21 protein-coding genes are annotated in these 23,730 nt (G+C 61.1%); 10 read left to right on the top strand and 11 right to left on the bottom strand.

What is annotated here, in order from left to right:
* Positions 1 to 6: 6 nt before the first annotated feature.
* Together AB5Y93_RS06405 and AB5Y93_RS06400 are read right to left on the bottom strand one after the other, a co-directional pair.
* Positions 7 to 2,001: a methyl-accepting chemotaxis protein gene (locus AB5Y93_RS06405; RefSeq protein WP_368229008.1), complete on the bottom strand. Its 1,995-nt coding sequence runs from the start codon at positions 1,999 to 2,001 to the stop codon at positions 7 to 9.
* 369 nt (positions 2,002 to 2,370) lie between these two features.
* The gene (locus AB5Y93_RS06400; RefSeq protein ID WP_010675900.1) at positions 2,371 to 2,727 is read right to left on the bottom strand and encodes a hypothetical protein; all 357 of its coding nucleotides are present in this window, start codon (positions 2,725 to 2,727) and stop codon (positions 2,371 to 2,373) included.
* A 199-nt stretch (positions 2,728 to 2,926) separates the two neighbouring features.
* On the opposite strand from AB5Y93_RS06400, the gene AB5Y93_RS06395 reads away from it, so the two are divergent.
* Both AB5Y93_RS06395 and AB5Y93_RS06390 read left to right on the top strand, forming a co-directional pair.
* Positions 2,927 to 3,649 carry a response regulator gene (locus AB5Y93_RS06395; RefSeq protein WP_010675899.1) on the top strand — a complete coding sequence of 241 codons (723 nt, stop codon included), beginning with the start codon at positions 2,927 to 2,929 and terminating at the stop codon, positions 3,647 to 3,649.
* 7 nt (positions 3,650 to 3,656) lie between these two features.
* Entirely contained in the window at positions 3,657 to 5,042 is a 1,386-nt protein-coding gene (locus AB5Y93_RS06390) for an ATP-binding protein (protein WP_368229007.1), read from the top strand.
* Between the two features lie 176 nt (positions 5,043 to 5,218).
* Here AB5Y93_RS06390 and AB5Y93_RS06385 read toward each other — a convergent pair whose 3' ends face one another.
* Positions 5,219 to 5,431 carry an RNA chaperone/antiterminator CspA gene (locus tag AB5Y93_RS06385; RefSeq protein WP_042078672.1) on the bottom strand — a complete coding sequence of 71 codons (213 nt, stop codon included), beginning with the start codon at positions 5,429 to 5,431 and terminating at the stop codon, positions 5,219 to 5,221.
* Positions 5,432 to 5,823: 392 nt separating this feature from the next.
* On the bottom strand, positions 5,824 to 6,108 hold the full coding sequence (gene yjbD, locus AB5Y93_RS06380) for a DUF3811 domain-containing protein (RefSeq protein ID WP_042879473.1): 285 nt from the start codon (positions 6,106 to 6,108) through the stop codon (positions 5,824 to 5,826).
* Between the two features lie 296 nt (positions 6,109 to 6,404).
* Between yjbD and AB5Y93_RS06375 the strand changes: the two genes are divergently transcribed.
* Positions 6,405 to 6,527 (top strand): hypothetical protein, encoded by a 123-nt coding sequence (locus tag AB5Y93_RS06375; protein WP_010675895.1) that lies wholly within the window; start codon positions 6,405 to 6,407, stop codon positions 6,525 to 6,527.
* Positions 6,528 to 6,573: 46 nt separating this feature from the next.
* On the opposite strand, the gene AB5Y93_RS06370 is transcribed toward AB5Y93_RS06375, so the two are convergent.
* On the bottom strand, positions 6,574 to 7,344 hold the full coding sequence (locus tag AB5Y93_RS06370; RefSeq protein ID WP_128296910.1) for an ABC transporter substrate-binding protein: 771 nt from the start codon (positions 7,342 to 7,344) through the stop codon (positions 6,574 to 6,576).
* A 161-nt stretch (positions 7,345 to 7,505) separates the two neighbouring features.
* Positions 7,506 to 8,075: a single-stranded DNA-binding protein gene (locus AB5Y93_RS06365; protein ID WP_010674212.1), complete on the bottom strand. Its 570-nt coding sequence runs from the start codon at positions 8,073 to 8,075 to the stop codon at positions 7,506 to 7,508.
* Between the two features lie 517 nt (positions 8,076 to 8,592).
* Here AB5Y93_RS06365 and AB5Y93_RS06360 point away from each other — a divergent pair.
* Both AB5Y93_RS06360 and uvrA read left to right on the top strand, forming a co-directional pair.
* Positions 8,593 to 9,231: a LuxR C-terminal-related transcriptional regulator gene (locus AB5Y93_RS06360; RefSeq protein ID WP_199767272.1), complete on the top strand. Its 639-nt coding sequence runs from the start codon at positions 8,593 to 8,595 to the stop codon at positions 9,229 to 9,231.
* A 92-nt stretch (positions 9,232 to 9,323) separates the two neighbouring features.
* Entirely contained in the window at positions 9,324 to 12,152 is a 2,829-nt protein-coding gene (uvrA, locus tag AB5Y93_RS06355; protein WP_039040117.1) for an excinuclease ABC subunit UvrA, read from the top strand.
* 116 nt (positions 12,153 to 12,268) lie between these two features.
* Here the strand turns inward: uvrA and AB5Y93_RS06350 are convergent, their stop codons facing one another.
* Positions 12,269 to 12,394, bottom strand: coding sequence for a hypothetical protein (locus AB5Y93_RS06350; protein WP_010674215.1), 126 nt, complete (start codon positions 12,392 to 12,394; stop codon positions 12,269 to 12,271).
* Positions 12,395 to 12,719: 325 nt separating this feature from the next.
* Here AB5Y93_RS06350 and AB5Y93_RS06345 point away from each other — a divergent pair, with 325 nt between their 5' ends.
* From AB5Y93_RS06345 to AB5Y93_RS06335, 3 genes are all read left to right on the top strand, one after another.
* Complete coding sequence (locus AB5Y93_RS06345; protein WP_010674216.1) at positions 12,720 to 13,331, top strand: OmpW family outer membrane protein; 612 nt, start codon at positions 12,720 to 12,722, stop codon at positions 13,329 to 13,331.
* Positions 13,332 to 13,528: 197 nt separating this feature from the next.
* On the top strand, positions 13,529 to 15,508 hold the full coding sequence (locus tag AB5Y93_RS06340) for a methyl-accepting chemotaxis protein (protein WP_039040116.1): 1,980 nt from the start codon (positions 13,529 to 13,531) through the stop codon (positions 15,506 to 15,508).
* A gap of 8 nt (positions 15,509 to 15,516) precedes the next feature.
* Positions 15,517 to 16,980, top strand: a complete 1,464-nt coding sequence (locus tag AB5Y93_RS06335; protein ID WP_368229006.1) for an extracellular solute-binding protein — start codon at positions 15,517 to 15,519, stop codon at positions 16,978 to 16,980.
* A gap of 60 nt (positions 16,981 to 17,040) precedes the next feature.
* Here AB5Y93_RS06335 and AB5Y93_RS06330 read toward each other — a convergent pair whose 3' ends face one another.
* Positions 17,041 to 17,832: a GNAT family N-acetyltransferase gene (locus AB5Y93_RS06330; RefSeq protein ID WP_368229004.1), complete on the bottom strand. Its 792-nt coding sequence runs from the start codon at positions 17,830 to 17,832 to the stop codon at positions 17,041 to 17,043.
* 327 nt (positions 17,833 to 18,159) lie between these two features.
* On the opposite strand from AB5Y93_RS06330, the gene metF reads away from it, so the two are divergent.
* Complete coding sequence (gene metF / locus AB5Y93_RS06325) at positions 18,160 to 19,056, top strand: methylenetetrahydrofolate reductase (protein WP_010674220.1); 897 nt, start codon at positions 18,160 to 18,162, stop codon at positions 19,054 to 19,056.
* Positions 19,057 to 19,119: 63 nt separating this feature from the next.
* Here metF and AB5Y93_RS06320 read toward each other — a convergent pair whose 3' ends face one another.
* Positions 19,120 to 20,184, bottom strand: coding sequence for a DUF3103 family protein (locus AB5Y93_RS06320; RefSeq protein WP_183149010.1), 1,065 nt, complete (start codon positions 20,182 to 20,184; stop codon positions 19,120 to 19,122).
* A 147-nt stretch (positions 20,185 to 20,331) separates the two neighbouring features.
* Positions 20,332 to 21,483 (bottom strand): benzoate/H(+) symporter BenE family transporter, encoded by a 1,152-nt coding sequence (locus tag AB5Y93_RS06315; RefSeq protein WP_368229002.1) that lies wholly within the window; start codon positions 21,481 to 21,483, stop codon positions 20,332 to 20,334.
* A gap of 113 nt (positions 21,484 to 21,596) precedes the next feature.
* Between AB5Y93_RS06315 and AB5Y93_RS06310 the strand changes: the two genes are divergently transcribed.
* Positions 21,597 to 22,169: a helix-turn-helix domain-containing protein gene (locus AB5Y93_RS06310; RefSeq protein WP_201902277.1), complete on the top strand. Its 573-nt coding sequence runs from the start codon at positions 21,597 to 21,599 to the stop codon at positions 22,167 to 22,169.
* Here AB5Y93_RS06310 and AB5Y93_RS06305 read toward each other — a convergent pair whose 3' ends face one another.
* Positions 22,170 to 23,366, bottom strand: a complete 1,197-nt coding sequence (locus tag AB5Y93_RS06305) for an NnrS family protein (RefSeq protein WP_368229001.1) — start codon at positions 23,364 to 23,366, stop codon at positions 22,170 to 22,172.
* Between the last annotated feature and the right edge of the window lie 364 nt (positions 23,367 to 23,730).

Below are 23,730 nucleotides of genomic sequence, written 5' to 3'. Positions count from 1 at the left end.
TCAGGCTCACACCTTGAAGCGGTGTACCAGAGCCAGCAACTGGCGGTTGGACCCCAGCAGGGTGGCGGCGCTCTGCTCCGTGTTGCCACCGTTCTCCACCAGGAGGTTCAGCATGTCGCGAATGCTCACCATGTTGCGGTTGATCTCCTCGGTCACCCGGCTCTGCTCCTCGGCAGCGGTGGCGATCTGGCTGCTGAGATCGTGGATCTGCACCACGGCGTCGGCCATGGTGTCGAGGCCGCCGGTGACCTGCCCCGTGGTGTCGGCCGCCGCCTGGCAACTGCGCTTGGTCTGCTCCATGGCGACCACGGCCTCGGCGACCCCCTGGGTGAGCCGTGACAACATGCTGCCCACTTCGGCGGTGCTGTTCTGGGTGCGTGCCGCGAGGGCGCGCACCTCGTCGGCCACCACCGCGAAGCCCCGGCCCTGTTCACCGGCCCGGGCCGCCTCAATGGCGGCGTTGAGCGCCAGCAGGTTGGTCTGGGCGGCGATGCCGCCGATCACCCCGAGCACGCTGCCGATCTGCTGGGCATCTTCCTGCATCTCCAGCACCTTGGCGGCGGCGAGATCCACCTCGTCGATGAGGGCCACCACGCTGGCGGAGGCTGACCCCACCACCTTGCGGGAGCTGGCCGCCTGACCGTTGGCGGCCTCGGTGAAGCTGGCGGAGTCGTTGGCGTGGCGGGCAACGCTGTCGGCGGTGGAGCTGAGTTCGTTGAGGGCGGTGACGACCTGATCGGTTTCGCTGGCGTGTTCTCCCAGGATCCGCCTGGCCTGCCCGGTCTGTTGATCGAGCTGGGCCAGCTCGCGGGTGATGAGGTCGGTGGCGGCGGTCACCTGCACCATCATCTGTTGCAGGAAGGCGATGAAGCGGTTGACCGACAGGGCGATGTTGTCCAGCTCGTCATGCCCCTTGACCTGGATGCGGGCGGTCAGATCGGCGTCGCCGGCGCTGAGGGCGTCGATGTTGAGCTTGAGGGTCTGCAGGCGGCTGCCAAGCTGGCTGATGGCCAACACCATGAGCACGAACAGCAGCCCCGCCAGGGGGAGCTGGATGCTCGCCAGGGTGGCGAGCACATCCCGGCTGTCCTGGGTCAGGGTGCGGGTCGGCAGGGCGGCGGCCAGCAGCCAGGGGGTCCCTTCGATGGCCTCCATCAGCAGGGTCTGTTCCTCACCCTGATCCTGGAAGGTGGTGCGAAGCTGCCCCTTGCTCGCATCCTGGCCCAGCAGGCCGCTGATGGCGAGGGCGAAGGGATAGTCGGCGTGGGCGGAGAGGTTGCCGAGCACCACATCCCCGGTCAGACGGGCGTTGCGGCTCAGGATCTTGCCGTCAGCCTCGATGATCATCACCTGACCGCCGATCTCCTGCTCTTTCTTGGCCACCAGGTTGTTGAAGAAGCCCAGGGTGACGTCTATGGTCGACACCCCGTAGAGGGCGCCATCCTGGTAGATCCCCATGGCGCAGTTGGTTCTCGGCTGCTGGCTCGCGCCATCCTTGTAGGCGGCGGCCCAGGCACAGACGCCACGGGGCGCCTGCTGGCCAGCCTTGTGCCAGGGCTGATCGAAATAGTTGGGCGCCTCTGCCGAGTTCCAGTAGGTGTTGGGAATGAGGGCGTTGGACGCATCCCTGTGGAAGAATGTGCTGAACTTGGCGCGCCCCGCCTCCCGCTTGTCCGGCAGGGGCCAGATGCCGCCACCGAAGACCATGCCGTTGCCGTACTGGTCGATGAGGGCCGGGAGCTGGGCATCTATCTGCTCGCTCGGCAGTTGTGCCACCAGCTGGGTGATGCTTCGCGACTGGGTCTGGACCCCGTTGAGCTGGTCACGGATGTCGGTCGCTATCTCGCCGACTCGCAGCGCCACGTTCTCCTCCCCTGCCTTTTGCAGGGCGGGGGTGATCCAGATCTGGATGCCGATCACCGTCAGGGCGCACACCAGCGCCATGAAGCCCAGAAAAACGGCGGTATAGCGCCCCTTGATTGTGCCCAGATTCCATCCCATAACGACTCCTGTCCACTGTGTCCGGGATCGTGCCCGCGTCTGTTGTGTGAGGGACCATTATGATTTATTTCGAAAGTGAAACGTTTGTTATCGCTCACATAACATGATGCGGCCAGGCAGGAAAAGGTGAAAAAACTGGGGGGTGGAGACAAAAAAAGGGTGGCTTGCGCCACCCTGTCGTTTTCGCCGGTGTCGGGGCAGTGCCCTGCCGGATCACGGGTCTGCTTCGGCAAACCGCTTCATTACGTCGACTGACTGGTTTGCTTCTGCGAACTGCTTGATCATCTCGACTTACTGGTCTGCTTCGGCAAACGGCTTCATCACTTCGACTTACTGGTTTGCTTCTGCGAACTGCTTCATCACTTCGACTTACTGATTTGCTTCTGCGAACTGCTTCATCACCTCGGCGTGCTTGATCATGCCGTCGGCACGCAGACCGAGGTTCTTCACGAACTCCGCCTTCTTGGCCGGATCTTCAATCTTGTCGTAGCGCTGTTGCAGATGGGCCTGGATCTGTTCCGGGGTCATGTTCTTCATGCGGGCCATCTTGTCGTGGCGGCCGCCATGATGCTTGCCGCCCATCATGCCGGTACCGTCCATGGGGCAACCGGTCGCCGTGGCCTGGGTCGGTTGCGCGGTGGAGACCGCCTCGCTGGCGGCATAGGCGCCCAGCGGCAGGCCGAGGATCAGGGTGGCGGTCAGCAGGGTCTTGGTCAGCTTTTTCATGGGTAACTCCTGTCGGATGTGTACGGGTAGAGGCTCTTTCGCCTTGGTATCCAGTAAACACCGTGGAAGTGTCTGAAATTTGCCAGTAGAGGCCTATTTTGTAGCAGAGTGTGGCACAGGGGCGTGCTGGCACACTTTGACACAACCCGCCCGGTTGATTTTCGTATAATCGCCCCAGCCCGATAACGGAGAGATGATGATGAACCAAGGCAGCCCTCATATTCTGGTGGTCGATGACCACAGCGAGATCCGCGATCTGCTCAAGCGCTTTCTGGAGCAGCACGGCATGCGCGTCAGTTGTGCCCGGGATGGCAAGGAGATGAAGCGGCTGCTGGATGAGCGGGAGTTCGACCTGCTGGTGCTGGATCTGATGATGCCGGGGGAGGATGGCCTCACCCTGTGCCGCGAGCTCAGGGTCAAATCCCGCCTGCCGATCATCATGCTTACCGCCATGGGGGAGGAGACGGACCGCATCATCGGCCTGGAGATGGGGGCGGACGACTACCTCTCCAAGCCGTTCAACCCGCGGGAGCTGCTGGCCCGCATCAAGGCGGTGATGCGCCGTACCCAGGCGGAGAGCCTGCCCGTGCCGGAGACCCTGACCCGGGATCTGCGCTTCGATCGCTGGCTGCTCGACGTCAATCGCCGTGAGCTGGTGGACGAGGAGGGGGTGGGGATGAGCCTCTCCACCGCCGAGTTCGATCTGCTCAAGGTGTTTCTGGAGCGGCCCCAGCGGGTGCTGAGCCGGGATCAGTTGCTGGATCTGGCCCGTGGCCGGGAGGCGGTGGCCTTCGATCGCGCCATCGATACCCTGGTGAGCCGACTGCGGCGCAAGCTGGAGCGGGATCCCAAGAATCCCGAGCTCATCAAGACCATCTGGGGTGGCGGTTACCTGTTCGCCGCCGACGTGACCCAGGAGTGAGGCCGACATGATCAAGCGCGTCTTCGCCAGGCTGCTGCCCAAGGGGTTGACCGGCCAGATAGTGCTGGTGGCCCTGGCGGGGCTGGTGCTGATCCAGTTGCTCAGTATCCAGATCTACCGCTCGGACAGGGAAGAGGCCCTCGGTTACGTCAACAGCCGCAACGCCATGCAGCGGATCATCTCCGTGGTGCGCCTGCTCTCCCTCTCTCCTCCTTCCCTCTATCACGAGATCCTCAAGGCGAGCCGCAGCGAGACCCTGCTGCTACGTCTGGCCGACGAGCCGTTGCAGCCGGACAACCGCAGCCCCCGCTTCGAGAAGCTGGTGCGGGCCAAGCTCGGCTATCCATCCTCCCTGGCGGTGGAGATCAGCGCCGAGCTGAAGCAGGACATCCAGCGCAGCCGGGCCTGGCAGCACCACAACCGCATGATGAAGGATCGCAACGGCATGCCGCCGCCCCAGGACATGCGGCTCTACGGCTCCATCGAACTGCCCAACGGCGGCTGGCTTCAGTTCAGCTCCCTGGTGGACAAGGAGACGGCGAGCTGGTCCTGGCAGACCACCCTCAACCTGCTGCTGGTGGCGAGCCTGGTGATCGGCCTGATGATCTGGCTGTTCCGCCGGGCGACCCATCCCCTCAAGCAACTGGCGGCCAACGCCGACAGGCTGGGGCGTGGTGAGGACATCGAGCCCCTGCGCGAGGAGGGGCCCACCGAGATCCGCGAGTCCATCCAGGCCTTCAACCGGATGCACACCCGGCTCGATCGCTTCGTGCAGGACAGAACCCGGATGCTGGCCGCCATCTCCCACGACCTGCGCACCCCCATCACCAGCCTGCGGCTGCGCAGCGAGTTTCTGGCGGACGGGGAAGACAAGGATCGCTTCCAGCAGACCTTGCAGCAGATGGAGCAGATGCTGGCGGCGACCCTGAGCTTTGCCCGGGAGGAGGGGCAGCAGGAGGCGACCCGAGAGCTGGATCTGGTCAGCCTGCTGGAGAGTCTGTGTGACGACTATGCCGACATGGGCCAGCCCGTCACCTGCCTGGCCGAGGGCAAGCAGGTTTACGCCTGCCGGGCCAATACCCTGCGCCGGGTACTGCAAAACCTCATCGGCAACGCCATCAAGTACGCAGGGGGTGCCGAGGTTTCGCTGGTGCGCGGTGACGGCGAGTTGCTGATCCTGGTTCGCGATCAGGGACCGGGGATTGCGGAGAGCCAGCTGGAGGAGGTGTTCAAGCCCTTCGTGCGCCTGGATGAAGCCCGCAACACCGAGTCTGGCAGCGTGGGACTGGGGCTCGCCATCGCCCGCACCCTGGTGCACCAGCACGGCGGTGAGCTCAGCCTTCACAATCGCGAGGAGGGGGGGCTGGAGGCGCGGATCAGCCTGCCCCTGTAAGGAACCTGACCAGGAAATGGGGCACCACCAGGGTGCCCTTTTTGCTGCCCGTGGCGAGAGGGAAGCAGGGCAACAGGTCGGCCACCCGGAAACGGGCAACAAAAAACCCGCCGAAGCGGGTTTTTTCAATTCTTGCTGAGGCGCTGCCGATAAACGGAAGGCGGCTCGGGCGTGAATTACAGGCCAGTAACGTTGGCAGCAGCCGGGCCTTTCTGGCCTTGCTCGATGGTGAACTCAACGCGCTGACCTTCTTCCAGGGTTTTGAAACCGTTGGACTGGATGGCGGAGAAGTGAACGAACACGTCTTTGCTGCCGTCAGCCGGGGAGATGAAACCGAAGCCTTTCTCGGCGTTGAAGAACTTTACGGTACCAGTCATTTTGTTGGACATGATAATTTCCTTGAATAGTGATTAGTGAAACGCCATTAGGGTGGCAATCCATGATTTTTCGTCAGAAATACGTATGGGGAGCACTAAAGAAGGAGAATTATCTGGCAAGAATTATCGTGGATAACTGCCTGCACAAATCACTGCTTTAAGATGACTGCCTAACATAATCAGGTCTGAACTACCGAACCATCGAAAACGATTAGAACACGCACATCCCGTCATGGCAATCTTTATCTTGGTATTCATTTCTGACGGTGATGGCTGGATCGGCGTTTTATCCGGATGTGCGTCTGCTGCCAGGCGCCTCCTGCTGCCCTTTTCAGGGGAATGACATCACGCTCTGCCAGCCGCTTTTTTTTCAGCAGAGTCTTCTGCGTGCATTCATGCTGCCGTTACCGTCTGCCACGGTATTTGTTGCTGACGGAATCGGACCAGTTGAAGGTGTCGGGCAGTACTTGGGCACTGGCTCGCTCCTTGGCTTTCTCCCGCGCCAGTGCGGATGCCGCCTTGGCGGCCTGGGCGCGATCGGCGGCGATCTTCTGGCGTCCTGCCTCGCGGATCTTGTTGCGCTCCCCGTTGGTCAGGGTGTGATCGGCATTGGCCTGGGCCTTTTGCACCAGCAGGGCAATCTCGGCTTTCTCGGCCTCGGTCAGATCTTTCATTTCCAGCTTCTTCATGACGCGCTCCTGCGATCGTTGAATGCCCACCCTAACACACATCCATCGGAGACAGGCTGACCATCCGTCCCCGGATGCCAAAAGTGTCGCCCGGTCGTCATTTCCGGGGGGAGCACGCTACGGGAATGCCTGGCTGACAGGCGTTGCCGGGAGGCTGGATCCCGGCGGAAGATTGGGAGTATGCTGAGGCCAGTGCGATCCCCGATCGTCACTGTTGGCGTACTGAAATCCACGATTCGGCTGACATGCTGGAACACCCGTTCCAACTGTCCAGGTAACCTTTTTGGAGTCTGATGATGAGCAACAAAGAACAGCATCACGGCAAAGATGCCAAGAAAAAACCGCAGATGTCACTGAAAGAGAAACGCGAAGCCAAACGTCAGAAAGCAGAGCTGAAAAACGGCAGCGCGATGAAGTAACGCTCCATCCACTGCGGCTCCCCGGAGCCGGTATCAAGCCAGTCCATCATGGGCTGGCTTTTTTGTCTCCGGCAGTAGAGGTGGTGCCATAGGCGGCAAAAATCCGCTCATAGCGCCCGTCCGCCTTCATCTTGGCGAGCTGTCTGTCGAACCATTGCCGGTGGCCCGCCTCGCGAAAGGCGAAGTGGTAGTGAGTCGGGGGGAAGAGGTCGTGCTGTCTGACCTTGTCCTTGGGATAGCGGTCGCCCTCCTGGTCATCCCCGAGCAACTGCGCCAGATAGTAGTAGAACACCCGCTGTTCCAGGATCACGGCATCGGTGCGCCCGAGCAGGAGCCGCTGTACCTGTCCCTCCTGCCTCGCCACCTCTTCATAACGGGGATTCTGGTCGACGATGTCGGAGAAGGTCGTTCCCAGGATCTGCCGTGCACGCTGGAAGGCACTGACGCGCAGGGTCTGCAAATCCTTCATGGTGTGGACTGCCGTCGGCGCCAGGGTAAAGACCCGGTTGTGGAAGGTGATCACCGGCTGTGAGAGGTAGGCGCTTTCCAGCATGCCGGGTTTGACGTTGATGATGGCGTCCAGCTTGCCTTCCTCCAGCATCCTGAAGGTGCGCTCCAGGGGAAGATAGACGACCTGCAGCTCATGGGGGCTGCCTGCGAAGGCCTCTCGCATGAGATCGAGTTCGATGCCCCTGTCTTCGTGGCTGATGACATAGGGAGGAATGGCAAAGCTGACTCCCACCCGCAGCGGCTCCGCGGCAAGGTGGCTGCCGAACATCAGCAGGGCGAGGCACAGCAGACGACTCAAGTGGTTCATGCAGGTTCCCGAAGGGAGAAATCGTCTCGATGATAGCCACAAGCCTGGACGAAGGGGACGTAAAGCGCGGGAAAGTGGCAGCAACATGGTCGTCGGGGGAGGTGAATGCGTCAGAAACAGGTAAAAAAAGGCCCTGATGAATCAGGGCCTGCCGCAGGGGATCAGAACGGAATATCGTCGTCGAAATCCATCGGCGGTTCGTTGTAGACCGGCGGGGCGGATTGCGGCTGCTGGGCCGGACGGCCGTAACCGCCTTGCGGTTGCATGTTCTGCTGCGGGGCAGCAGGACGTTGCATGTTCTGTTGCGGTGCAGCCTGTTGCGGCTGGCCCCAGTTGCCCTGGGATGACTGGCCGCCCATGCCCTGGCCACCGCCCTGCGGACGGCCACCCAGCATCTGCATCACACCGGTGAAGCTGTCGACCAGCACCTCGGTGGTGTAGCGCTCCTGGCCGCTCTGATCCTGCCATTTACGGGTCTGGAGCTTGCCTTCCACATAGACCTGGGAGCCCTTCTTCAGGTACTCGCCGGCCACTTCGGCCAGCTTGCCCATGAAGACGACACGGTGCCATTCGGTGCGCTCTTTCTGCTCACCGGTCTGCTTGTCGCGCCAGGTATCGGAGGTGGCCAGGGTGATGTTAGTCACGGCACCGCCGCTCGGCATGTAGCGCACTTCCGGGTCTTGCCCCAGGTTACCGATCAGAATGACTTTGTTGATGCCTCGACTGGCCATAATCTCTCTTCCACCCTTATGTATACCGGCCAGGCCAGATGCCTGGGCCCATTCAATAATGCGTTTGTTTGCAACGAGATGCGCGCCCTGGACGGGTGTCATCTCTCTTCAGTGTCCTGGCTGCGCCGGAGCTTGCCGGCAGAGGCGTCATGGATCGGCCGCAGCGTTTGGCCGCCATAGTACCAGTTGACGGGCATGAGCGCACATCTTCCCTGCCACTGTGGCGTCAATGGATCGCCACAGCCTGAGTAACTTACCCGAGGTAAGGTGCCACCAGCAAGGGGAGGCGGCTGGGGCAGGCTGCGTGAAGAGGGCGGAGCTGTTATGGTGCGCACCGGCACTACTTGACCCCCCAAATGGGGGGGGCGTGCTAGCCAATTGTATTGGCTGGAAAATTGCTGGGCTTCAAAGGAGCCACCGATGCGTCTAATACTTTTTTAATGCTGCAGCCGGGAGGGGGATTGGTACTCTTCCTTGCCAAAAAGCCCCGACTCGAATGTGCAAGGAAGTTCTCTTGATGACGCCCGACTCCCTCCTGGTGCTGATCACCGAAAATAACGCACAAGCCTCCCGTTTCCAGCGTCACCTCAGTGAAGAGCTTGGTCTGCCCATCTTGCTGGTGGGGGAGCTGAATGACCTGCCAGACGTTGCAGAGGGCACCCCCAAAACCTTGCTGCTGATCGATCTGGACTACCTCAAGTCGACCCAGCAGGAGCTTTGGAGCAATGCCATCTGCCAGCGCTTTGGCGAGGCCAGTGCCGTGTTGCTCAATGCCCCGACCAGCACCAACAAAGAGCTGCTGCTGATGTGGCCCCATACCAGCGGGCTCTTCTTTCGTCAGGACACGCTGGACAGGCTGGTCTTCGGTATCCGCAAGGTGTTGCAGGGGGAGTACTGGATCCCGCGCCACCTGCTCTGCGACCTGGTGGACTACTACCGCAAGGGGAGCGGGCAACCTCAGCGTCAGCAGACGCTGCTGACCGCCCGCGAGCAGGAGATTGTGCGTCACCTGATGACGGGGGCCTCCAACACCGAGATCGCCGACAGCCTGTTCGTGAGCGAACACACCGTCAAATCCCATCTCTACAACGTCTTCAAGAAGCTGAACGTCAAGAACCGGTTGCAGGCGGTGAGCTGGGCCAAGGAGTATCTCTGAGGAAGGGGTACGGAAGGAAAGACTGTCTATTCATCCAGTAGTCTCTATGCCATACTGGCCCGCTCTGGTTCCCGTATCGAGCGCGCAACAAGATGGAAAAAATCGTGATCCGGGGTGCCCGCACCCACAACCTCAAGAACATCAACCTGATCCTGCCACGTGACAAGCTGATCGTGGTCACCGGCCTGTCCGGTTCGGGCAAATCCTCCCTGGCGTTCGATACCCTCTATGCCGAGGGGCAGCGCCGCTATGTGGAATCGCTCTCCGCCTATGCCCGCCAGTTCCTCTCCCTGATGGAGAAGCCGGACGTGGACCACATCGAGGGGCTGTCGCCAGCCATCTCCATCGAGCAGAAGTCCACCTCCCACAACCCGCGCTCGACGGTTGGCACCATCACCGAGATTTACGACTACCTGCGGCTGCTGTTCGCCCGGGTCGGTGAGCCACGCTGCCCGACCCACGCCATTCCGCTCGCGGCCCAGACCATCAGCCAGATGGTGGATCAGGTGCTTGCCCAGCCCGAAGGCGCCAAGCTGATGCTGCTGGCCCCCGTGGTGCGCAACCGCAAGGGGGAGCACACCAAGCTGCTGGAGAACCTGGCGGCCCAGGGTTACATCCGCGCCCGCATCGACGGCGAGGTGTGCGATCTGTCGGATCCTCCTGCCCTGGAGCTGCACAAGAAGCACACCATCGAGGTGGTGGTGGATCGCTTCAAGGTGCGCGATGACCTGGCCCTGCGCCTGGCCGAATCGTTCGAAACGGCGTTGACTCTCTCCGGCGGCATCGTGCTGGTGGTGCCGATGGACGGGGAGGATGGGGTTGCCCCCATGACCTTCTCCGCCAACTTCGCCTGCCCCGAGTGCGGTTACTCCATGTCGGAGCTGGAGCCCCGGATCTTCTCCTTCAACAACCCGGCGGGGGCCTGCCCCACCTGTGACGGTCTCGGGGTGCAGCAGTATTTCGATCCCGCCAAGCTCATCCATGATCCGGGCCAGAGCCTGGCCGGCGGCGCCATCCGTGGTTGGGACAAGCGCAGCTTCTACTACTTCCAGATGCTCAAATCCCTGGCCGATCACTACAAGTTCGACCTGGAGACCCCCTGGGAGGATCTGCCGCTCAAGACCCAGGAGGTGATCCTGCGTGGTTCCGGGCGCACCGAGATCGAGTTCCGCTACATGAATGACCGCGGCGACGTGGTGGTGCGCAAGCACCCGTTCGAGGGGATCCTGCACAACATGGAGCGCCGCTACCGGGAGACCGAATCCAACGCGGTGCGGGAAGAGCTGGCCAAATACATCGCCAACAAGTCCTGTACCAGTTGCGGTGGCAGCCGACTGCGGGAAGAAGCCCGCCACGTCTTCGTGGACAATCGCAACCTGCCCGCCATCGCCGAGCAATCCATCGGCGATGCCCTGGCCTTCTTCGAAGGGTTGAACCTGTCCGGTCAGCGTGCCCAGATAGCGGACAAGATCCTCAAGGAAATCGTCGAGCGGCTCGGCTTCCTGGTGAACGTCGGCCTCAACTATCTGAGCCTGTCGCGCAGCGCCGAGACCCTCTCCGGTGGCGAGGCGCAGCGGATCCGGCTGGCCAGCCAGATCGGGGCTGGCCTGGTGGGGGTCATGTACGTGCTGGATGAGCCCTCCATCGGTCTGCATCAGCGTGACAACGAGCGGCTGCTCAAGACCCTGACTCACCTGCGTGATCTCGGCAACACCGTGATCGTGGTGGAGCACGATGAGGATGCCATTCGCCTCGCCGACCATGTGCTCGACATCGGTCCGGGGGCTGGCGTGCACGGCGGTGCCATCGTCGCCCAGGGGACGCCGGAGGAGATCATCGCGAACCCCGAGTCCCTGACCGGTGACTACCTCTCCGGGCGCAAGCAGATCGCCATCCCGGCCGAGCGCACCCCGCTCACCGGCAAGTGGCTGAAATTGAAAGGGGCGAGCGGCAACAACCTGCGCAACGTCAACCTGGATCTGCCCATCGGAGTGATGACCTGCGTCACCGGCGTCTCCGGTTCCGGCAAGTCGACTCTGATCAACGACACCCTGTTCCGCATCGCCCACCGCGAGCTCAACAAGGCCACCGAGTCCACACCTGCGCCCTATCGCAGCGTCGAGGGGCTGGAGCATCTGGACAAGGTGGTGGATATCGACCAGAGCCCCATCGGCCGCACCCCGCGCTCCAACCCTGCCACCTACACCGGCCTGTTCACCCCGATCCGCGAGCTGCTCTCCGGCACCCAGGAGGCGCGTTCCCGTGGCTACCAGCCGGGCCGCTTCTCCTTCAACGTGAAGGGGGGACGCTGCGAGGCGTGCCAGGGGGACGGGGTCATCAAGGTGGAGATGCACTTCCTGCCGGACGTCTACGTGCCGTGCGACGTCTGCAAGGGCAAGCGCTACAACCGCGAGACCCTGGAGGTGAAGTACAAGGGCAAGAACATCCACGAAATCCTCGAGATGACGGTGGAAGATGCCCGTGCCTTCTTCGATCCGGTGCCGGCGGTGGCGCGCAAGCTGCAGACCCTGATGGACGTGGGCCTCTCCTACATCCGGCTCGGTCAGTCCGCTACCACGCTCTCTGGCGGCGAGGCGCAGCGGGTCAAGCTGGCGCGGGAGCTCTCCAAGCGGGACACCGGCCAGACCCTCTACATCCTGGACGAACCGACCACGGGGCTGCACTTCCACGATATCCAGCAGTTGCTCAAGGTACTGCACCAACTGCGGGATCGGGGCAACACCATCGTCATCATCGAGCACAACCTGGACGTCATCAAAACCGCGGACTGGATCGTTGATCTGGGCCCGGAAGGGGGCGCTGGTGGTGGCCGCATCCTGGTGACGGGTACGCCTGAGGAGATGAGCCGTTGCAAGGAGTCCCACACGGCGCGCTTCCTCGCTCCTTTACTGGAGAAATAAGCGTCACTCGAGAAAAAGGGGCCAAGGCCCCTTTTTTGTTGGCCGGTGGGCGAGGTGCGCCGGTCTGGCGCCCGGCCAGGGATGAGAGGGAGAAAAGAGGGACTCGTCCGGCAAACTCAGTGTGTCAGCATCAGGAAGGCGAGGGCGAACAGGAAACCCAGCAGAATGAAGAGGAAGGAACCTATCCCCCAGATGGCGGCAAGAATGCCGAGAATTTTGTCTTTGCGTGTCTGTGGTTTCATAAAATTCAAATTACAGCGTGGTTACATCGCATTAATAAAATACGCCCCGGGGCATAATTAAACAACAATTGAAAGGTGATATGAAGGTGTTTAAGGTGTATTTAATTGGTATTTTACATTTCATGCTGATGCGGTAATTTAAGGCATCATCATGTATTTGAATGACTTTTTATTTTCATCTGCGGTTTGATTGTCCAATCAAAGCTGCCGTGTACATCTATCTATTTCTTGATAACTATTGAGCTAAATCAATAACCGGCCATTCACATCCTTTTATAGTTTTCGGGCTTGCAACATAGAAAGAAAACAAAAAAGGAATAATGTGATGAAAAAGATCCTTCCTCTGTTAATCGCAGCCGCTTTTGCTTCCCCCGTCGCCATGGCACATCAGGCCGGTGACATCCTGGTCCGTGGTGGCCTGGCGTTCGTCTCTCCCCAGACCAGCAGTGACAACGTGCTGGGGACGGGCGAGCTGGAGATCGACAGCAACATGCAGCTTGGCCTGACCCTCTCCTACATGTTGACGGACAACTGGGGTGTCGAGCTGCTGGCCGCGACCCCCTTCTCCCACTCGGTGTCGACTGCCGGCCTGGGTGAGGTCGCCAAGGTCAAACACCTGCCGCCGACCCTGATGGCGCAGTACTACTTCGGTGATGCCAACAGCAAGGTGCGCCCCTATGTGGGGGCCGGTATCAACTACACCACCTTCTTCGACGAGGAAGGGCGCGGAGCCCTGGCCGGGACGGATGTGAGCGTGGACTCCTCCTGGGGGATGGCGGGTCAGGTGGGCCTGGACATGGCGATCAATGACCGCTGGTTCGTCAACGCCTCCGCCTGGCTCATCGACATCGATACCGATGTGCATACCGCCGTGGGCACCATCAACACCTCCATCGATCCGGTGGCCTTCATGTTCGGCGTCGGCTACCGCTTCTGATGACAAACGTGGCCGATGCACGGCCATGACAACCAAGCATGTCTCTTTGGCCCGGCTCTGTTCGGGCCCTTTTCTGCCTGCCATGTCACGCCAACTGTGATCTGGCCCGCCATCGCGTCATGAACCGCTATTCCATTGCACCCCGCTGCCGATAACCTCGGCATTCACCCCTTTCCCCAACGAGTGAGGATGCCTCCATGGGTTTATCTATTGTGCAGCGGATCATCGCCGGCTTCGTGCTGATGCTGTTGTTGCTGGTTCTGCTCGGCTTCATCAGTATTCTGAAGATCCGGGGGATCAACGAGGGGCTCTCCCAGGTTTCTGATCGTGCCACCCCCCTGGTGATCGCAGTCGCCGGGCTCAAGGGCGCACTGCAGGACAGCAACCGCTGGGTGCTCACCTACAGAACCAGCGAGGAGGCGGCCCAGTTGCCGCAACTGGCCAGCCAGTTCAAGGCGCAGCAGGAGCGTTTCCTGGCCCAGAGCAAGGAGATGGCCCGGTTTGACGGGGTGGCCGAGGCGAGCGAGCGGTTTCGCCAGGTCGACGGGGCGACCCGCGAGTTCTACGGGTTGGCGGATCAGGTGCTGACCCAGCACGGTCAGTGGGTGGCCGCACTCGATCGGCGCCATGAACTGGAGCTGGCGTTCATCCGGCTGGAAGATACCTACCAGTGGGCCGCCGATCTGTTGCTGCAGCAGACCGCGAGCAAACGCTCCATGCGCAACAAGGCCGAACTCATCACCTCCGGCATTGCCCGGGATCTGAAAAACATCCGCCGGGCCGATGCCAAGACCGATCTCAATGAATTGGAGAAGGTGCTTGGCAAGGATATCGAGATGGCACGCAAACGGCTCGAACGGGTGCAGGTGCCCGATGACGTGAGGCAGCGTTTCATCGTCAACCTCGATCGGATGCAGGAGCTGGCCCTCGGCCCGAAAGGGTTGTTGGCGACCATGCGCAATGGCCAGCAACTGGCGGCCTCACTGCAGTCCCTGAACCAGCAACTCGACACCAGTCTGGTCAACAGCCTGGCGCTGCTGGACGAGATGGCCAAATCGGCGGGCAGCATTGCCAGCGCGAGCCGGGTCGGGGCGGATGACGCCGTCAGCAGCGCCAGCGCCTGGATCCTGATCGTGTCGGCCATCTCCGCGGCCGCCGCGCTCCTCATCGGTTACACCACGGCCCGCAGCATCCAGCGTCCGCTGCAACTCATCGATCGGGAGTTGGATCGCATGGCCACGGGTGACATGACCCGGCGCATCGACTACCAGAGCCGCTGCGAGTTTGGCAGCCTGACCCGCTCCATCAACACCCTGGCAGACAAGACTGGCGAACTGCTCGCCCAGATCAATGCCGGCTCGCGCCATCTGGTGGACGAGGCGAGCCGCGCCGCCGAGATAAGCGAGCGGGCCATGTCACGGGTACAGGATCAGAAAAGCCAGACCGATCAGGTGGCTGCCGCCATCACAGAGCTGGAGGTGAGTGCGACTGAGGTGGCGCGCTCCACCGACGGCACCAAGCGCGAGGTGGACCTGGCGGACGAAGAGGCCCGCGCCGGACGCAAACAAGTGGCGACTACGCGCCAGATCACCGAACAACTGGCGGGAGCCATGGAAGAGGCGGTCGGTATCACCCACAAGCTGGGGGAATTCAGCGACAACATCGGCAGCATCCTCGACGTGATCCGCAGCATCGCCGAGCAGACCAACCTGCTGGCGCTGAACGCGGCCATCGAGGCGGCCCGGGCGGGGGACGCCGGTCGCGGCTTCGCGGTGGTGGCGGACGAGGTGCGGGCACTGGCGAACCGGACCCAGACCTCGACCGAGGAGATCCAGGCCATGATCGAGAACCTGCAAAGTTCCAGCAAGCACGTGGTGGCCGTGATGGCACGCAGCCAGGAGCAGACCCAGGATTGCGTGGCCCAGACCCGGGTGATGGACGAGGCACTGCAATCCATTGCCGAGCGGATGAGTGCCATCAAGGCGATGGCGGATCAGGTGGCTCATGCCGCCCAGGAACAGATCTCCGTGAGTCAGGGGGTTGCCCGTCATGTCGCCGGCATTGCGGATGTGGCTTACGAGACCGAGCGGGAGGCGCGGGAATCGGCCAGCAGCAGTGAGGTGCTGGCGGATCTGGTCGCCAAGCAGCAGCAATTGATCGCCCATTTCAAGGTGTAGGAGGACTTATGGCTAACAAGTGGATCGGGGCCCTGAGTCTCCTGTTGTGTGGTCAGCTGATGGCCAGCGAGCTGGTGATAGAGAGCTGGCGCATTGATGACAAGGCCTTGTGGGAACAGAAGATCATTCCTGCTTTCGAGGCCGCCCACCCGGGTATTCAGGTGAAATTCAACGGGGTGCAGAACGTCGAGTACATGCCGACCCTCTGGGCCAGCCTCAAGGCGGGCAAGGCGGGGGATCTCATCACTTGTCGCCCGTTTGACGACTCCCTGGCCCTGTTCAAGGCGGGCCATCTGGTGGAGCTGAGCGAGATGGCGGGGATGGAGAACTTCCCGAGCTTTGCCCAATCCCCCTGGCAGACCGACAGTGGCGCCCAGACGTTCTGCGTACCCATGGCATCGGTGATTCATGGCTTCTTCTACAACAAGAAGATATTCAGTGAGCTGGGGCTGACGGTACCCCAGACCCGCGAGGCATTCTTCGCGGCCTTGGACAAGGTGAAGGCGGATGGTCGCTATGTTCCCCTCGCCGTGAGCGGCTCGGAGAGCTGGGTTGCCTCCGAGCTCGGTTTCCAGAACATAGGCCCCAACTACTGGAAGGGGGAGGATGGTCGATTGGCGCTGATCGGGGGCCAGGAGCGCTTCAACAACCCGCAATACGTCAAGGTGTTCGAGGAGCTGGCCCGCTGGCGTGACTACCTGGGGGAGGGGGGCGAGAGCCGCGACTACGCCACCACCAACGAGCTGTTCACCTCGGGCAAGGCTGCCTTCTATGCGGCGGGATCCTGGGAGATTGCCCCCTTCACCGGCAAGGTGGACTTCGGTGTCATGCGCCCGCCCGTGGCAAAGCAGGGGGATGGCTGTTTCTTCACCGATCACACCGATATCGGTATGGGGATGAATCCGGCCAGCAAGAACAAGGAGGCCGCCATGACCTTCCTGCAGTGGCTGACCACTCCCCAGTTTGCCGAGCTCTATACCAACTCGCTGCCCGGCTTCTTCTCGCTCTCCAACCACTTCTTTGAAGCCACCAATCCGGCGGCCAGAGAGATGATGGAGTGGCGGGATCAGTGCGATTCCACCATCCGGGTTGCCACCCAGATCCTCTCCCGCGGCACTCCCAAGCTCGGGGATGAACTGGCCGAGGTGAGCCAGCAGGTATTGCTGGGAACCGTGGCACCCAAGGCGGCGGCCGATCGCCTGGAACAGGGGTTGAAAGGGTGGTATGCCCCCCATCAGGGCAACCAGGGCAAGGGACAAGAGTGTCAGTGTGAGGCGAGCGTGCCTACCGTCCCTGTGTCGGGTGCCATCGGGACCGAACCTGCTGCGCCTGTGGTGCCGGATGGACAAGCGCCCTCCGGAGCAAGCGCGACCCAGCCTCCGTCAGCACCGGTGTCCGGAGCCGTCGCTCCAGCGCCTCCTGCCGAAGTGGAGGAGGCGCTCGCCAGCGAACTGGAGGGGGCACAGCCCTGATGGTTCACCATGCAAAACGGGAGGCCTTGGCCTCCCGTTTTGCATCTGCGTGATGACCTGTCATTCCCGTGGCCAGCGGCACAGGCTGCCGATACGGGCCACCGGCACGAAACCCAGAGTGCGATAGACCCGCTGGGCGTGATAGTGCTCGTCTGCCACTATGATGAGCGAACTGGCCCGTGCCAGTCCTTGGCGTGCGACCTGGCTCAGCAACAGACGACAAAGCCCCCGGTTTCGCCACTCTGCGTGCGTGCGCACCAGTTGAAAGCGTCCCAGGGTGCCGGTGAAGAAGAGTCCGCAGCTGGCAACCAGTTGATCCTGGTGCCATAACCCCCACCACTGTCCGAGCCCGTCATCGATCATGGCCTGATAGAGCTGGCGGCGTGACAAGAGATAGGGAAGATAGCGCTCCTCCGAATGGGCTGGATCCCGCTCTGCCAGCTCGAAGGCGAGCCACTGATCCCAGTCCGCCGCGGTGAACGGGCGAGCCGGGGCCATGTCGCTGCCGGTGGGGGCTTGCCACTCCATTGCACCCAGCGCCAGTACCACGCACTCCATGTATTGGTACCCCGCCGCCACGAACCCGGCGACCCGGCTGTTCTGGCCTGCGGTGAGGGGCCACTGGAAGGTGCGGTGGCGGATACGGGGATCCCAGCCAATCAGCCTGTCGAAACTGGCCTCGAGCCAGCCCTTGTCACGATCGCTTGGGGGGGTGGGCAGCAACAGGTAGTTGCCGAAGTAGTAGTCTGGAGAGCCCGGGGTGCGCACGGTCCAGAACGCATCATGATCCGTCACCTCGCCCTGATAGCGATCGAACAGCAGATCGGTGGCAAAACCGGGGTGATCTTCCATGATGGGGCTCCTGCAAACGCTTGAATTGCTTATCGGCAGGCGGGGAAAGAAGTTAAAAAAAGGCCGGGAAACCCGGCCAAACAATCACACGCAGATTCAGAACGTCCAGGACGATCCGCCCGCATCATAGCGTGCCTGACAGCATTTTGGGATGGGGTCGCTCATTACTTAGGTTGAATTGCAAAATAAAAAAATCGGCAATCCCCCTTGTCGCTGACAAATCGGTATTGACTTTGATCCGTTTTCTCATAAAGATAGAAAGACGTTTAGACGTCCAAACATCCGTTTTGGCGTGAAGGAATGGGTTGCAGGACAGGGAGAGAGCAGATGGGATTTCACAGCGCGCGTCAGGTTGAGGCACTCAACCAGAGTTTGGCGGATCTGGGTGGCGACATATCGGTCAGTTTCGAGTTTTTCCCGCCCAACAGCGAAGGGATGGAGAACACCCTCTGGCAGTCCATCGAGCGCCTGCAGGTGCTGGAGCCCAAATTCGTCTCTGTGACCTATGGCGCCAATTCGGGCACCCGGGACCGCACTCACAAGGTGATCAAGGACATCAAGGAGCGTACCGGCCTCATCGCCGCCCCGCACCTGACCTGTATCGATGCCAGCCGTGACGAGTTGCGCACCATTGCCCGTGACTACTGGAACAGCGGCATTCGCCACATCGTGGCCCTGCGCGGAGACTTGCCTCCCGGCCTCGACAAGCCTGACATGTATGCCACCGACCTGGTCGCCCTGCTCAAATCCGAAGCCGATTTCGATATCTCGGTCGCCGCCTATCCGGAAGGCCACCCCGAGGCTCGCAGTGCGCAATCCGACTTGCTGAACCTCAAGCGCAAGATAGATGCCGGTGCCAACCGGGCCATTACCCAGTTCTTCTTCGATGTGGAGACCTATCTGCGTTTTCGGGATCGCTGCGCCGCCATCGGTATCGATGCGGAGATCGTGCCGGGGATACTGCCGGTCTCCAACTACCAGACCCTGGCCAAGTTTGCTGGTTTCACCAATGTGAAAATCCCGCGCTGGATGCATCAGCGTTTCGAAGGGCTGGAAAACGATCAGATGACGCGCAACATGGTGGGAGCCAGCATTGCCATCGACCAGGTGCGTGTGCTGAGTCAGGAAGGGGTGAAGGATTTCCACTTCTATACCCTGAACCGCTCCGAGCTGACCTACGCCATCTGTCACACACTGGGTGTGAGGCCGAAAGGTCAGGCCTGATCCGCGGTTCTGATACAGAAAAGCCAATGAGTCTTCTCATTGGCTTTTTGTTTTGGGCGACAGTCAGGGCCGGGTTGGCTGGATCTCCCTGGGCTCGAGATCGATGACTGCATTGCCGGCGGCACCGGGATACTGGTGATAGCTCTGGTCCTGCTCCAGGGTATAGAAGGTGTCGAGGTAGTCGTCGTTGTTGGTCATCCAGGAGTCCGGGAGTGCCTTGACGATACGACCGCCGAGGTCGAGGAAGGGCAGGGCCTCGGGTACGCCGCCCGCAGTGAAGCCGAGTTTGAGTGCGTCAATCAGGAGGGCGCTCAGCTCCTTGTAATTGACGTTGTCATCCTGCTCCATCATGACCACGTCGACGGCTCCCCAGCGGTAGCGATCCCAATAGACCAGGATCTGGTTGGGGGTATAGTCGGTGTTGTCGTAGTCGAGATAGGGCATGTCGACGATATCCACCACGGGCTCATCCCTGCCAGGATTGACCCCGGCCACGACGGCATAGACCTCGGCGGCGCCCAGCAGCCAGGGCTCCTGATCATCGTTGAGCCTGATCTTCTTGAGAATGCTGGTCTTGAGGGGCGTGGTGTTGCTGGTGGCACGGGGCGTCACCTGCATGTCGGCGGCAGCCAGCGCCTTTCGCATCACCTTCAGGCCGGCATTCTTGGCTTTGACCGGATCGGCCTCCACCACCAGTACCGGCCGCGCCGGCGGCTGGTTCACATCGAGATAGATCGGGCTGCCGGCGCTGTCGAACGCCTCGATGGCGCTCCAGCTCTTTTCGTCACCACTTGGTATGTAGGCAACCAGTGGCTCAACCCCTTGTTGCAGTGCATCCGCCTGATCCGGATTGGCCAGCCGCAGTTGCATCAGCTCCCTGACCTCGCCATCCAGCCCTTGCCGACGGATGGCCGCCTGGTTGGCATCCCGAGCCTGGCGCTTCAGGCGCGGGCTGGCCTTTTGCAGCAGGTTGGGCAGCGGGCTCTGGTATTCCTGATTGTTCAGGAGTGGCAGCAGGTTCTTCTGCTGCAGCGCGAGCTGGCGTGCCAGCTCCCGATCGGTGTCGGCAGCCTGGGTCGTGGTGGCGCCCAGCAGTGCCAGTAACAAAATGACAGCCTGATTCCTCATCTTCGTTCTCCAGTATTGAGTCTGACAACGGCGCTTGTCGGGAAGGATCTGCGCCGTTTTCTCACTAGAAAGGAATAAGGTTCATATGTGAACGCTCTTCTCAGGATTATGTGCTGCGTCTCACTGGAGTCTCCCCAGATGGTCAGGTCAGGCGCGGAGCCGGTTGACTTGATGCAATGTCACTCCGATCAGCAATCCCCAGCAGGCAGACCCGACCCCGAGCAGGGTGATCCCCGAGGCAGTCACAAGGAAAGTCAGTAGCGCGGCTTCCCGCTCCTCGTCCTGCTGCAAGGCGCTGTGCAAGCTGCTGCCTATGGTACCGAGCAGCGCCAGCCCGGCCACGCAGGTGACCAGCACCGCAGGGAATGCGCTGAACAGGGCAACCACGGTGGCACCGAAACAGCCTGTGAGCAGGTAGAAACATCCAGCCCACACGGCAGCAGGCCAGCGTCGAGTGACATCGTGATCCACTTCCTTGCCCATGCAGATGGCTGCAGTGATGGCGGCCAGGTTGAAGGCATAGCCGCCAAACGGTGCCAGCAGCACGCCGATGAATCCGGTCCAGCCAATCAGGGAAGAAGTGGCCGGTTGATAGCCGTGGGCGCGCAGGATGGCAATGCCCGGCATGTTTTGCGAGGTCATGGTAACGAGAAAGAGCGGGAGTGCGATGCCGAGCAGGGCGTCGATGGAAAAGGCTGGCGAGATCCAGACCGGGGTGGAAAGTTGCCAGTGAACCTCGTTGAGTTGCAGCTCGCCCCTCAGGGTGCAGAGCTGCATGCCGGCCGCCAGGACCAGCACCATGGTGTAGCGGGGCCAGAGGTGGCGACCCAGCAAGAAAGCCAGTAGCAAGGTGCCAAGCAGCAGAGGATCTTGCGGTGCTACCTTGAAGAGATCCAGCCCGAACCTGAGCAAGACTCCGGCCAGCATGGCGGCCGCCAGGGGGGCGGGAATGTGACGCATCAGCCTGTCGAACCAGCCGCTGATGCCGCAGAGGGTGATCAGCAGTGAAGAGATGATGAAGGCGCCGATGGCCTCCGCCAGACTGAAGCTCCCCAGGTTGGTGATGAGCAGGGCGGCACCCGGGGTAGACCAGGCCGTCAAGACAGGCATCCGGTAATAGAGGGAGAGGCCGATACAGCTGACCCCCATGCCGATACCCAGTGTCCATAACCAGGAAGAGACCTGGGCTGCATCGGCACCGGCGGCCGTGGCAGCCTGGATGATCAAGACGACAGAACTCGTGTAACCCACCAATACGGCGATGAGTCCCGCGACCATGTGGGGGAGGGCTAGGGGCATGGGAAACTTCCTTGTGGATGCTGATAGCTTGTGCGCTATTGCGTACAATGTGGTTTTGACTATAACGCTGTGCGTTATGGCGCACAATATGGCTCGAAGAAATCGGAGAACAGATGCAGGAGATGAGTCGCTATCTGGCCCAGCGATTGAAAGGGCTGCGCACTGAAAGAGGATGGAGCCTGGATATGGCCGCCCGTGAAACGGGGGTGAGCAAGGCCATGCTGGGACAGATCGAGCGAGGTGAATCCAGTCCGACGGTGGCAACATTGTGGAAGATTGCCACCGGTTTTCGGGTCTCTTTCTCCAGTTTCATTGAGCCGACACCAGAGGCGCAGGGAGAGACGGTATACCGTATTGCCGATGATATTCGACAGCAGCCGGCGGGAGAGGGGATGCAGGTTGCCCCGCTTTTCCCCTATGAGGCCCGCTTTGGTTTCGAGTTGTTCGAACTGACCCTGCTACCTGGCTACCAGCGGGAGTCAGAACCCCATGAACCCGGGGTGACCGAACATGTCATCGTCATCAGCGGTGTGATGGAGGTGCTGGTGGACGGGGCGTGGCGTTCCCTCGATCAGGGTGAGGCCGTCCGGTTTGCAGCGGATCGTCCCCATGGCTATCGCAATCTTGGGGTCGCTCCCGCCATCTTCCACAATCTGATCCACTATCCGGCCATGGCCACGCGATGACTAGCCGGGGCGGCCATCCGCTCTGGGACTGGTCAGCATGGGGGTATAGACCCAGACAAAGAGACCGTAGGCGGCAACCCAGCTCCATCCGCTGAGGTTCCATCCCGTGAGGGTGAGGTCTGGCCAAAAGAGGGGGAGCAAGACCCGCAACAGTGCGGACAGGATGACCAGTGCAAATGCCGCCGTGATCCTGCGTCCTATCTGCAGGGCTCTGCCACTGTGTCCGAGGGATACACGGGCTATCATCCCGAGGATCATGGCCCCCATGCTGCCCGCGCTGAACAGATGGCTGGCCAGTGACAAGGCAATCGGCCAGCCAGCCGTGCGTGCCGCCAGGGCGGTCAGCCCCAGTGGGATAAAGAGGTATGCCAGGTGAAGCGACCACAGCAGGGGCTGGGCCACCGTGGTTCCGGGTCGCCAGCGCAGCTGCCTGTAGAGGTGAGCCCCTGCCGCCACTATATATAGAGGGAACATCTGGATGCCGGTGACCCACTGTGTCGGGAGCACCAACCAGAGCAGCAGGATGAGCCACAGAGACGCGAGGGCAATGCGCTCCAGCCACGGCAGTGGGGGTGCTTTTTCCGCCCCAGTGCCTCTGGCGGTAAAGAAGGGAATGACACGTCCTCCCATGACGGCAATCAGGGTCGTGAAGAGGAGCACGGTTGCAAGCAGTATATGTTCCACCAATGGCCATTCGGTATGCCACCGCCAGCAAGCGGCATTGAGCAGGGTCAACACGAGAAGCAGGGGAACAAAAAAGAGATTGCGCCACTGGCGCGTTACTATGATGGGTCTGGCGAGGAACCACGTACAGAGGGGCAACCAGGCCAGGTCCATGACCATCAGAGTGACATTGCTTTCTCCAAACCAGGGGAGCAGGCCTCTCGGGATGGCCCACAATCCCACGACCAGTGCCAGCGGCCAACCGCGTACACCTGGGTGAGCGGTCCAGTTCTGGACGGCGGTAAGCAGAAAACCCGCCACTATGGCGGCACCAAAGCCGAACAGCATTTCATGTGCATGCCACCAGATGGGGTTGGCAATCCGGGGCAGAGCGAACCAGCCGTTGAGCTGCCCCAGCCAGCCGAGCATCGCCAAAGCCGAGAACAAGGCGCCAAACAGGAAGAAAGGCCGAAACCCGAGGCGGAACAGAGGAACGATTCTCTCCTCTTTGCGGCTATCCAGGATCTGGTGCATGAATGAAACCTTAATTGAACATTTGAAAAGCCAATTATAAAGTGGCTTTTCAAATGTTCAATTTAAATCCAATGACCGCCCGATAATGGTGGTGATGCGAACGAAATAGAACCGCTTTGCTGTATATCTGAGCGAACGGTTCTTTTCGGTGAAAAAGCCCTTGTCATCACGGCGCGGCTCCCTATAATGCGCCCCTACCAGCATGGCGGACTACGCCAACCTGATGAGCTCGCTTCCTTGTGAAGCCAGCGCCGAAAGAAAAGCGAAAACAACCGCTTGACTTTCGAAGTGAGGAGCGTAAGATGCGCCTCCTCAACGCGATAAGCGTGACGCTCTTTAACAATTTGAATCAAGCAATCTGTGT

This window comes from Aeromonas sp. R10-1 (assembly GCF_040908465.1).
Taxonomy (GTDB): Bacteria; Pseudomonadota; Gammaproteobacteria; order Enterobacterales; family Aeromonadaceae; genus Aeromonas; species Aeromonas caviae.
The sequence above is the reverse complement of the archived record's forward strand: the minus strand, read 5'-3'. Positions and strand labels throughout refer to the sequence as shown.